This is a genomic window from Canibacter oris (genome assembly GCF_014197205.1).
Taxonomy (GTDB): Bacteria; Actinomycetota; Actinomycetes; order Actinomycetales; family Microbacteriaceae; genus Canibacter; species Canibacter oris.
This window is the reverse complement of the sequence record NZ_JACIFD010000014.1, coordinates 58741-69702: the sequence shown is the minus strand read 5'-3', so window position 1 is coordinate 69702 and position 10962 is coordinate 58741. Positions and strand designations below refer to the sequence as shown.

The following is a 10962-nucleotide window of genomic DNA, read 5'->3' as shown; positions in this document are numbered from 1 at the left end:
CACCACCAGGAACCTGACAGGTAACCATCACCTCAAACTCCTTAGCCGCAGCAGCAGCCAAAGCAGTGTCATTACCCTCAAGCACCTTAGCAACCTCAACAGTGCCAGCTGAGTAGTAGTTAGTCAAAGACGCATTAGCCAAACCAGAAGTCCAAGCCGCAGCATCCCACGGAATAGTAACAGTCACCGGAGCAGCAAGCTCATCAGCACCCGGAGCCGCAACCTCAGTAATCACACACTTCGCAGAAGCAGGCAAATCACCAAGCACCGCAGACTCAACCGAAGTAGCGCCAGCCGGAACAGCAACCTTCACAGTCTCATTCCGCACCTCAGCACCCTCAAAGGTACAAACAACACCAAACTCCAGCTCAGTACCGCCAGCGAACGGCTTCACACCAGCACCCTCAAGCAACTTAGTGATCTTCAGCTCACCCTTAGGCAACTCAAACTTATTAGTCACCTGCAGCGACAGCTCCTGCAGCTCAGTCGGCTTACCACCAACAACCTCAGCACCATTCGCGAAAGAATCATGCGAGATAACAACCTCAGCAGCACCACCATTCACAGGCTCAGAAGCGAAACACTTCGCACCCAACGGCAGATAAACCGGCTCACCATTATCAGCAAGCAGCTTCTTACTACCAGCACCAGTGAACTTCACCAACTGCGAAGCAACAGTAGCACCAGCAGCACCACCCACACCAGGAACCTGACAGGTAACCATCACCTCAAACTCCTTAGCCGCAGCAGCAGCCAAAGCAGTGTCATTACCCTCAAGCACCTTAGCAACCTCAACAGTGCCAGCTGAGTAGTAGTTAGTCAAAGACGCATTAGCCAAACCAGAAGTCCAAGCCGCAGCATCCCACGGAATAGTAACAGTCACCGGAGCAGCAAGCTCATCAGCACCCGGAGCCGCAACCTCAGTAATCACACACTTCGCAGAAGCAGGCAAATCACCAAGCACCGCAGACTCAACCGAGGTAGCGCCAGCCGGAACAGCAACCTTCACAGTCTCATTCCGCACCTCAGCACCCTCAAAGGTACAAACAACACCAAACTCCAGCTCAGTACCGCCAGCGAACGGCTTCACACCAGCACCCTCAAGCAACTTAGTGATCTTCAGCTCACCCTTAGGCAACTCAAACTTATTAGTCACCTGCAGCGACAGCTCCTGCAGCTCAGTCGGCTTACCACCAACAACCTCAGCACCATTCGCGAAAGAATCATGCGAGATAACAACCTCAGCAGCACCACCATTCACAGGCTCAGAAGCGAAACACTTCGCACCCAACGGCAGATAAACCGGCTCACCATTATCAGCAAGCAGCTTCTTACTACCAGCACCAGTGAACTTCACCAACTGCGAAGCAACAGTAGCACCAGCAGCACCACCAACACCAGGAACCTGACAGGTAACCATCACCTCAAACTCCTTAGCCGCAGCAGCAGCCAAAGCAGTGTCATTACCCTCAAGCACCTTAGCAACCTCAACAGTGCCAGCTGAGTAGTAGTTAGTCAAAGACGCAGTTGTGAGACGCTCCATATTTGCTCCCACGACCACGGTCACAGGCGTCGCAGCAGCGTCTGCCGTTCCCTGGCTAGTTTCAGTGATGACACACTTAGACATCGCCGGGATGTCATTCAGCTGTTCAGAATCAACACTGGTAACACCGGCAGGTACAGCGACGTTAACGGTCTTGTTAAAGACTGGCTGGCTGTCGAGTGTACAGCTGACATCGAAGGTTAGCTGATTGCCGCCGGCGAACGGCTTCACACCGGCGCCCTCAAGCAACTTAGTGATCTTCAAGCTACCCTGCGTTAGCAAACCCGCATCAACATCAGTGATGTTCGTATCGCGCGGCAGTTTAATCGCGTCGCTACGACCGTTTGCATCAACGTTTGAGTCCAGCGCGGTATCATTGCCGGCAAGTTTCTGAGTGAAGGTTGTCCCGCTAGGTGCCGTGAACGTAATCTGATAGCCCTGGTTATCTGAGGCGCGCAGATTCTCAAAGCGGTAGTGACCGGTGCCATCAGTTCTGGTCTGCAAGTTGACGTCGTTACCCAGATCATCACGGCCATACAGCTCTACTATGATCTCTCCCGCAGGTTTTTCAGGTTCACCTTCAAAATTATCCTGCACGCCGTTACGGTTGTAATCCCACCAAACGTAATCACCGATGCTAGAACCCACAACTGTGGTCTGGCGGTGGATCGGCCCAACTGGGAACTGCAGTCCCTGCGCAGCAGCGAAGGTTACGTTATCGTAGATGTCTCCCGCAGCGTTACCGGTGGCAACCGCGGTTACATCAAACTCCAGAATTTCCCCAACACGGTAGGTTCCGGGACTAATAGCACGCAAGCCAGTGACTTCAGAGGCGTCTGCTGGGCAGGCTCCGCTACCGTAAACCGGATTACCGTTAGCCGGTGCGTCACACCAAGTTGTGCTACCGTTTTGCTGATTGCTCGGATCACGCGGATCTAGCGCAATATCTTGCGCTGAGGTGTAAAACAACCGCATAGTGCTCACACTACGAGCAGTCGGCTTAGCACTCTCGAAAGCGAACTTACCGCTGAACTTTGAGTCATGTAGACCATTCTTTGGCAGCACATCAATGATATCTGGATTCGTCACAGTCGGACCACCAGCGGCTGGTAGCGCATTAATCAAACGCACTCGCCATCCGATGTTTTCGGTAAAGTCAGGATTTTCTGGCAACACCTGCCGTACTGGAGTGGTCAGAACCTTTTCCAGCTTCACACCTGCAACATTAGAGATTTGCACTTGTGCGCTATCGCTGCGCTGCTTTTCGGTAGAGTTGTCATCCTGTGCCCAGACCTGCACCTTATTGGTGTATACACCGTTAGGGGCGCCGCTGCTAACTTCTGCTTCCAAAATGATTGGCTCAATAGCCTGATTCACCTCATGTTTTGGGTATTCCCAACGCAGGTAAGTTTCATCAGCGGCACAGGCTGGGCGTTTAGCATCTCCAGGAGTGGTTGAGCTTACAACCTGTGGCGCCGGCACAGCGTTCAGGTAGTCCTGGCTGCCTGGCAGACAGTCTTCAACCCACACATCTTTCAGAATTCCGGTTGTACTTGCTCCGGAAGTGAGACTTGGAGTGATTTGATACTGCACTTTATTACCGCCAGTAACATTTGGCGGAGTTTTAGTGAAGTCACCGCTGTCACCCACACGTACCAGCTTAGACACTCGCGCCTGCGCATGCGCGAGAATCAGACGGTCTCCAATAGCCCCGGTGTGTCCGTTGTAGTCGTAAGTGTTACGGCTCCAAGGCTTATTAGCTGCGATTACCTCATCGACAGTGCCGGCGGTATATTCTTGATTTCCGCCAACAAAGTTAGTGAGACGCTTAGTTGTTGCCCAGTTTGGCAAAAGTTCACCGGTTGGGTGCCCGGCATCTGCAACATACATCCCGATTGCAATGTTGTAACGCACGAATGCAATATGTGCCCCCACAGCCGGAGGTGAAACAAAGTGTACTCGAACTCGCTTCACACCGGTGTAGATACCCTGAGCAGCAAGAGCTGAATCGTTTCCTAAAGCGGGATCGTTTGGATTGTCATACCACGGACCTTGCGAGTCATCACAGAGGGCGTTAGTTCCTGCTCCGGCGGTGCCAGCAGCTGAGTACTGCACCTTAATTTCAGGAACCTGACTCTTCTTATCTGCATATTGCAGACGGCCATTTGGTGTCAGTGGAAGGTTGTTGTAACCGGTAATCCACACCGCTTCACCGTCAGAACCGATATAGCGGCCTGGGGTGTTAGGGTCGCCCGGATGCTGGCGTGCTTGCAGATAGAGTTTGGTGTTATCCCAAACATCACAAGCAACAATGCTCTGGCTGGCTGGCAGCGCAGCGTTTGAAGAGTGAATAGTCAAAAGCGAGGTAACACTCTGTGTAGGGGCCACAGTGATACCACCAGAGCCAAAGGTTGCTCCACCCGGAGGGCCCTCACCCATCCAGCCGCGATCACCCGCGTTAAAGTCTACCGGCGCAACGTTACCTGGTTGTCCGCTAATTCCGACAAAACGCTTTGAGAAAACTCCGCTCACTGAGAGATTCGGCTGCGTTGTCATGTAATCGTTCCAGTGCACAGTGTCAGTGCCTGGGTATTTGGTAGCGTTTGGCCCTGGCTGATCAGCTGAGGTCTGCACGTCAGAGACTGGATTAAAGCCACCAATGCGCATGTTGTCAAGCTTGTTGACGGTGTTAAGTGTCCAAACGTTATTAGATTCCACGCCGAAATCTCGTACTACATCAGTCGGGGTGTGCACCTCAAAAGCGTATGAAACTGCGTAGGCGTCTTTGCTAGGAATTGCCTTCCCTGTCGGGTTAGCAACCTGAGTCGGGTAAGTCTTTAAGGTGGTATCAGCGTCGCTGATGGTGATTTGTACTGGCTCACCCGGACCCGGCTGCACAACTTTCACGCGACCTGAGTCACGCACCGAATTAACAACGGTTGCTGCTCCGCCAATCTTTGAGAATGGCCGCTCATACGCTGCACCATTGGTCTCAAAGGTGGTGCGCACACGGCTACCGTACTTATTGAGATCTGCTTTCAACGCCGCTAACTGCTGTGAGCTCAGCTGTGGGTACATCGCCTCAGGGGTGAGATTATCCTCAAGATAAATGTCACCGATTGCTGGCATTGCACCCTTACCACCGGCCGGTGCAGACAGCAGTAGGTTGTAGCGAGTCATAAAGCACACACGGCTGGTGTCAAAATTACATGCCACCACTGCTGGGCCATATTTGTACCCACCGTTTTCAGTGAGGAGCACTGAGTTCTTTGAAACATCCCACATCAGACGCGCAGAGGCCGTGGTGGTTGGAAGTGACTGTGCTGGCACCGGGGTGCTTGCTTGGTCAGTTTTGACCGTAACGCTGCCTGGGGTGATGCTGTCCCCGTGATGCAGCAGGTTTGAAATTTTAACGTCAAACTCGAATGATTTTGAGTCGTTATTCAAGTTACCGAGGTTACAAACCAGGGTCTGCACCTCTAGCTGATCTTTAGAGTTTGCGGTCAGCGGTACAGTAACCCGGTCAGAAATAGACTGCGGAGTCAACGATGATCCCGGGCCAGAACACAATGCCGGAAGCTTTGCCAGTTCCGCACCGCGCGGCAATGCTACAGTCACGGTTGTGTTGTTGCCGGGGCCTCCAGCGACGGCATAATTAACACGGTAACGAATGGTGTCGTTCACTCGCACGATACCGTTATTTGCACCTGAGTCGTTGCCCGGGTTGTCATCGGCTGACCACACGTTCCCCGCGTCGGGGGTGCCGTCACTAACCACCTCAATAGCAACGCTCGGCGCACCTGAGCGGCCGGTATTTGCTGGTGCTCGGAAAAAAGCAGATTCGCCTAGCTGGTTTTCAGAACCAGTGTCAGCTGGATTATCGGTGGAATTTTGATCCTCTGACCCACTGTCTGGTGTTTGTTCTGCGGGCTGCTCAACTCCTACCTCTGGATTCGGTTCCGGCTCGCTATCAAGCGCTAGCGCGGTGTTTGGCCCAAACAGTGCATTTGAGGCCAACAGAGTCAATACTGTAGCTGTAGCAGCAATCCTCGCGGACACCTTAGCTAAGGGGTTTTTTCGACTCGACATTATGTATGCTATCCATTCTTCTGCGTCTTAGTGAGGAGAACAGCAACTGCACATATTCTCCCCCTCAACCTTTTAATTCTACGGCAAGGCGTTAATCTTAACAAGTTCCTAAAAACCAGGCTTTTATTCTAAAAACCGACATTAATGAAAAAAGAGGACCTCGGAAACCGAGGTCCTCTTTTTGAAACTTGCACAATCGTGCAAGCAATTACAAAGATAGCTTTTTACCAGCTTGACTTGGTGATACCTGGCAGCTCACCGCGGTGCGCCATCTGACGGAAGCGCACACGGCTGATGCCGTACTTGCTGAGCACGCCACGTGGACGACCATCAATGACATCGCGGCTACGCAGACGCACTGGAGAAGCGTTGCGAGGCAGCTTCTGCAGGCCACGGCGAGCAGCTTCACGGCTCTCCGGGGTGCCATTTGGATCTACAAGCGCCTTTTTCAGCTCGGCGCGACGCTCTGCGTAACGTGCAACAATTTCCTGACGCTGCTTGTTCTTCGCGATCATGCTTTTCTTAGCCATGATTAGCGCTCCTCTCGGAATTCAACGTGCTTACGAACCACAGGATCGTATTTTTTCAGCACTAGACGGTCAGGGGTGTTGCGGCGGTTTTTCTTGGTGACGTAAGTAAAACCAGTGCCTGCTGTTGAGCGCAGCTTAATGATAGGACGTACGTCCTGGCTCTTTTTCGCCATTTTAGAACTTCACCCCGCGTTTCTTCAGGTCTGCAACTACTGCCTCAATGCCACGTGCATCAATCACTTTGATGCCCTTAGCTGACAGAGTTAGCGTTACCTTACGGCCGAGTGAAGGCACAAAGTAAGTCTTTTTCTGAATGTTTGGGTCAAACCGACGCTTGGTGCGGCGGTGTGAGTGTGATACGTTGTGGCCAAAGCCTGGAACAGCTCCGGTCACCTGGCACACTGCTGCCATAGTTATTTCCTCTCAGTACCGAGCCCAGCTAAAAAAGCTAAACTCCCAAGATCTCTTGTCTGCGTGCGCACCAAGTCGGTAGCGCCCGCGGTCTATGCCTACAGGAGAAGACACAGCCGAAGTCAATCTTACAGACATTCGGAGCCAGAATGCAAACAAATGAGCGCAACTACTCGTAGTGCACCATTACGACACAAAAATTTCCACAAGCTTGAAATTCCCTATTAATAGGGCAAATAAAATCAGATACCCTTAAAGCATGGCTGATTCAACATTTGATGTAGTAAGTAAAATCGACCGCATGGAGGTCGAAAATGCCGTCAATCAGGCACGGAAAGAATTAGAGCAACGCTACGATTTTAAAGGCGTCGGCGCTGAAATTGAGGTGTCAGGCGACAAAATAATGCTGAAAGCCAACAGCGAAGAGCGCGTCTTAGCAGCGCTTGACGTGCTGCAGTCTAAGTTTGTCAAGCGCGGCTTGTCATTAAAAACTCTCGATACCGGAGAGCCTTACGCAAGCGGCAAAGAATACCGGATTGAAGCAAAACTCAAAGAAGGTATTGATCAAGCAACCGCGAAAAAACTCGGCAAAATTATTCGCGAAGAGGGCCCGAAAAGCGTTAAAAGTCAGATTCAGGGTGATGAACTGCGGGTAAGCTCGAAGAGCCGCGATGATTTGCAAACCACCATTGCGTTGCTCAAAGAAGCAGACGTTGATGTTGCATTGCAGTTCGTAAACTTCCGTTAGGCAAATTGTAGCTTGCAAGACTGGCTGCGATGTCAGACAAAGAATAGTTAGACTGAGAATATGATGCGAGAAAATCTCCTGGCTCCCGCTGCTACGCTGTTACCGACAGACCCAGCCTCCCAGCTGCTAGCTGCTGGCAAACCTGCAGCAGCTGTGGTGATGCAGCACCCAGAATCTGCCCTCGCTTGGGCAACTCTAGCGCAACAGTCTCGGCTCGCTGGCAAGCCTGCTCTTGAAATTTATGCCTACGCCCGTGTCGGCTATCACCGAGGGCTTGATACGCTACGCAAAAATGGTTGGCGTGGGCACGGCAGCGTTCCTTACAGCCACGCTCCTAACCGTGGAGTTTTGACTGCCCTCTATGAGCTGCAACTTGCAGCAACAGCCATTGATGAAACCTCCGAGGCTGCGAGGCTGACACAATTCATAAACGATAGCGACCCGCAAGCTCTCACACACTTGACTGCTAACCAGCAACCACCTGTCACAGAAGAAGGGGATTAACATGCCTGCTCTGCTCGTATCCGGAGCCCAGTGGGGTGATGAAGGCAAAGGCCGCGCCACAGACCTACTCGGCAGCAAGGTTGACTACGTTGTAAAATTCAACGGCGGCAACAACGCTGGTCATACCGTGGTTGTTGGTAATGAAAAATACGCACTGCATCTGCTGCCCTCAGGCATTTTAACCCCGGGAGTAGTGCCCGTTATCTCTAACGGGGTGGTCATCGACCTTGGAGTGCTCAAACAGGAACTTGACGGGCTCTCCAGCCGCGGCGTTGACGTCTCAAAACTGAAAGTAAGCGCTAACGCGCACGTTATCACCGCGTATCACCGCACCCTTGATAAAGTCACCGAACGATTCCTTGGAAAACGCCAAATCGGCACGACCGGAAGAGGTATTGGCCCAGCTTACGCCGATAAAATCAATCGTGTCGGGGTACGCATTCAGGATATTTTCGACGAGAGCATTCTGCGGCAAAAGGTTGAGGCAGCACTAGAGTTCAAAAACCAGGTGCTCGTGAAGATTTATAACCGCCGCGCTATCGACCCGGAAGAGGTTATCGCTGATCTCTTAAGCTACCGGGAGATGTTGGAGCCGATGGTGTGCGACACCTCACTACTGCTGCACGAAGCTCTAGCAGACGGCAAAACCGTGCTGTATGAAGCAGGGCAGGCAACAATGCTTGACATTGATCACGGCACCTACCCGTTCGTAACCTCCTCCAATGCCACCAGCGGCGGTGCGATCACCGGCAGCGGCATCGCTCCGCAACACCTGACTCGCATTATCTCTGTTATTAAGGCTTACACCACTCGCGTTGGAGCAGGTCCGTTCCCGACTGAACTGTTTGATGCCAATGGCGAGCATCTCGCGAAAGTAGGCCACGAGTACGGCACCACCACCGGACGGCCCCGCCGCTGCGGCTGGTACGATGCGCCAATTGCTCGTTACGCTGCCCGCGTTAACGGCGTCACCGATTTCGTGCTAACCAAGCTTGACGTGCTCAGTGGGCTCCCAAAAATTCCGGTCTGTGTGGCTTACGAAATTAACGGTGTGCGTCACGATGAAATGCCAGTCAATCAGAGCGACTTCCACCACGCGAAACCAATCTACGAAGAGTTCGACGGTTGGACGGAAGACATTTCCGGCGCCCGCACCTTCGAGGAGCTACCACAGAACGCGCAGCGCTACATCCTGGCATTAGAGCAGATGAGCGGTGCCCGCATTTCCGCCATTGGAGTGGGCCCCGAGCGGGAGCAGGTTGTGGTGCGGCACCCGCTTACTGACGAGGTGTAATCATGGTGGATCGCGCCGCCGCACAGCAGCCCGCCGGGGCCGCAGCTGAGCCGTCACCTGGTCAGACGACGGCCCCAACCGCGGGCGCGCCAGCATCGGCTTCACAGCCGCCAACCCCACAGCCGCCTCAGCCGGAGGCGGTGCAACAACTGTTGCGTCTGCGCGCCAGTATCGACAATATTGATGCAGCGCTGATCCACCTCCTCGCAGAGCGTTTCAAATGCACTCAGGCGGTGGGGCAATTAAAGGCGGAGCATAACCTCTCGCCGAGCGATCCGCAGCGCGAAGCACGACAAATTGAACGACTGAAACAACTCGCAGCAGATGCCCACCTTAACCCGGAGTTCGCCGAAAAATGGTTTAATTTCGTGGTGGCTGAGGTGATCCAACATCATCGCCAAATCGCCGCGCAAGACCAACAAGTTTAACCGCTATACAACATCTCAGCGTGCTGAATGCACTCCAGCACCCGATGCCGCAGCTCGTTGCCGCGCGCCGCAAAACCGCGCTGCAACCGCATGTATTCGCGTTTGCCGGTGGCAGTCTCAATCGGGATTGCCGGCAGCCCATAATCGCTAACATCGTAGGGTGAAGCCTGCATATCAACATAGCGGATATCACGCGCCAGCTCGAAGGCATCAAGCAGCAGTTCGCCCGGGACAATTGGGCCAAGCTTAGTAATCCACTTGTAGATGTCCATGCCGGCATGGAGGCAGGCGCTCTGCTCCAGCAGCGGCTGTGTTTCACGTGTCGGTTGCAGGGTGTTCAGCGGCGCCGCCGGAGGCGTGAAGAAACGAAACGCGTCAAAGTGGCTGCAGGTGATGCGATGGTGTTGCACCACCTCATCGCTGCCGCTATGACCGAGCCGCAGTCGCAGCCCCCGATGCCGTATCTGCTCGGGAGTTAGTTGGTAAACCATTGCCCACTCGTGCAGCCCGAAGCAGCCGAAATTCGGGGTATGCGCAAGGGTGCGCTGCAGCAGATCTTTGACGTAGGCCACGGTTGCGCCGCGCACCGCAAAATAACCTCGCAAATCCACGTGCGCTCCGGCCGCGTCCTGGTGATAATAACGCCAGTTGGCGCGCGCTGTACAGGCAGTAAGGATCACCCCTGCCCCGGGGTGCCACTTCGCCAATTGTGCGGGTTTGAACGAGTAGTAGGTGAACAAGAAATCTTCAATCGCGTGTTTTTCACCGCGCGCCCGACGCGCCAGATGCCCGGCTGTGAACTCCGTAGCCCGTGCGGTGTGCTGCTGTTGCAAGCGCTGCCACGTTTCGAGATCAAACTCCCGCCACTCGGACCGGATGGGCGGGCTGTCTACAAGCAGCGGCAAAGCACCTGTGTGACTAGCATCGGGTACCCCCGTTGACAGCTGTTCCGGCACCGCTACGGTGCGGGCGGGCAGAGCGCTAGCACTCATCTGGTGAATCCCCGCAGCTTATCAAGGTCTCGGCGTTCTTTCTTCGATGGTCGCCCCGCTCCCCGCTCACGCACAATCGCTAGTTGCCGCTCTGCTTTCGGCGGCGGCGGCGGCGTTAAATCTGTAAACAGCTGTGCGGCTTCGGCAGCGCTGCCACGCTTCGTGGCAAACCCGACCACGCGGTAAAGTTTATAACTCTGCCCGATGGTAACCCGCACTGTATCCCCAATTTTTACCGGCTGTGAAGGTTTCGCTGTGGTGTCATTAAGCTTCACATGCCCGGCTTTACAAGCAGCAGTGGCTTGGCTGCGGGTTTTAGCCAGCCGCGCCGCCCACACCCACTGATCCACTCGCACCGCACTCATACCTTCGAGTCTAGCGGGAATGCGCGACGCTCGCGGACTCCGGCCAAAGCTCAGCAGT

10 protein-coding genes are annotated in these 10962 nt (G+C 53.9%); 4 read left to right on the top strand and 6 right to left on the bottom strand.

Features of this window, described 5'->3' with window-relative positions:
- The 4 genes from F5897_RS06980 to rpmB form a co-directional block, all read right to left on the bottom strand.
- Window positions 1-5560: DUF5979 domain-containing protein (locus tag F5897_RS06980; RefSeq protein WP_221221341.1), on the bottom strand; the 5560-nt coding region annotated here is incomplete at its 3' end.
- 296 nt (window positions 5561-5856) lie between these two features.
- Complete coding sequence (gene rpsN / locus F5897_RS06975) at window positions 5857-6162, bottom strand: 30S ribosomal protein S14 (protein WP_183305002.1); 306 nt, start codon at window positions 6160-6162, stop codon at window positions 5857-5859.
- Window positions 6163-6164: 2 nt separating this feature from the next.
- Window positions 6165-6335 carry a 50S ribosomal protein L33 gene (gene rpmG, locus F5897_RS06970; protein ID WP_124824710.1) on the bottom strand — a complete coding sequence of 57 codons (171 nt, stop codon included), beginning with the start codon at window positions 6333-6335 and terminating at the stop codon, window positions 6165-6167.
- Between the two features lies 1 nt (window position 6336).
- Window positions 6337-6573, bottom strand: a complete 237-nt coding sequence (rpmB, locus tag F5897_RS06965) for a 50S ribosomal protein L28 (protein ID WP_124824709.1) — start codon at window positions 6571-6573, stop codon at window positions 6337-6339.
- Between the two features lie 259 nt (window positions 6574-6832).
- Between rpmB and F5897_RS06960 the strand changes: the two genes are divergently transcribed.
- The 4 genes from F5897_RS06960 to F5897_RS06945 all read left to right on the top strand — a co-directional run bounded on the left by F5897_RS06960 (window position 6833) and on the right by F5897_RS06945 (window position 9547).
- Window positions 6833-7321: a YajQ family cyclic di-GMP-binding protein gene (locus tag F5897_RS06960; RefSeq protein ID WP_183305001.1), complete on the top strand. Its 489-nt coding sequence runs from the start codon at window positions 6833-6835 to the stop codon at window positions 7319-7321.
- A 60-nt stretch (window positions 7322-7381) separates the two neighbouring features.
- Complete coding sequence (locus F5897_RS06955) at window positions 7382-7825, top strand: DUF3151 domain-containing protein (protein WP_124824707.1); 444 nt, start codon at window positions 7382-7384, stop codon at window positions 7823-7825.
- A 1-nt stretch (window position 7826) separates the two neighbouring features.
- Window positions 7827-9119, top strand: coding sequence for an adenylosuccinate synthase (locus F5897_RS06950; protein ID WP_124824706.1), 1293 nt, complete (start codon window positions 7827-7829; stop codon window positions 9117-9119).
- A 140-nt stretch (window positions 9120-9259) separates the two neighbouring features.
- Window positions 9260-9547: a chorismate mutase gene (locus F5897_RS06945; protein WP_343048853.1), complete on the top strand. Its 288-nt coding sequence runs from the start codon at window positions 9260-9262 to the stop codon at window positions 9545-9547.
- On the opposite strand, the gene F5897_RS06940 is transcribed toward F5897_RS06945, so the two are convergent.
- On the bottom strand, window positions 9544-10539 hold the full coding sequence (locus F5897_RS06940) for a 3-methyladenine DNA glycosylase (RefSeq protein ID WP_246332281.1): 996 nt from the start codon (window positions 10537-10539) through the stop codon (window positions 9544-9546). The two genes, F5897_RS06945 and F5897_RS06940, sit on opposite strands and share 4 nt — an antisense overlap.
- Window positions 10536-10904, bottom strand: a complete 369-nt coding sequence (locus F5897_RS06935) for an RNA-binding S4 domain-containing protein (RefSeq protein WP_124824704.1) — start codon at window positions 10902-10904, stop codon at window positions 10536-10538. The genes F5897_RS06940 and F5897_RS06935 overlap by 4 nt, the downstream gene beginning before the upstream one ends.
- Window positions 10905-10962 lie beyond the last annotated feature (58 nt).

Bases quoted from the DNA above. Each gene is read 5' to 3' on its own strand.
- rpsN (WP_183305002.1), bottom strand. From the start codon at position 6,162: ATGGCTAAGAAAAGCATGATCGCGAAGAACAAGCAGCGTCAGGAAATT.
- rpmG (WP_124824710.1), bottom strand. From the start codon at position 6,335: ATGGCGAAAAAGAGCCAGGACGTACGTCCTATCATTAAGCTGCGCTCA.
- rpmB (WP_124824709.1), bottom strand. From the start codon at position 6,573: ATGGCAGCAGTGTGCCAGGTGACCGGAGCTGTTCCAGGCTTTGGCCAC.
- F5897_RS06960 (WP_183305001.1), top strand. From the start codon at position 6,833: ATGGCTGATTCAACATTTGATGTAGTAAGTAAAATCGACCGCATGGAG.
- F5897_RS06955 (WP_124824707.1), top strand. From the start codon at position 7,382: ATGATGCGAGAAAATCTCCTGGCTCCCGCTGCTACGCTGTTACCGACA.
- F5897_RS06950 (WP_124824706.1), top strand. From the start codon at position 7,827: ATGCCTGCTCTGCTCGTATCCGGAGCCCAGTGGGGTGATGAAGGCAAA.
- F5897_RS06940 (WP_246332281.1), bottom strand. From the start codon at position 10,539: ATGAGTGCTAGCGCTCTGCCCGCCCGCACCGTAGCGGTGCCGGAACAG.
- F5897_RS06935 (WP_124824704.1), bottom strand. From the start codon at position 10,904: ATGAGTGCGGTGCGAGTGGATCAGTGGGTGTGGGCGGCGCGGCTGGCT.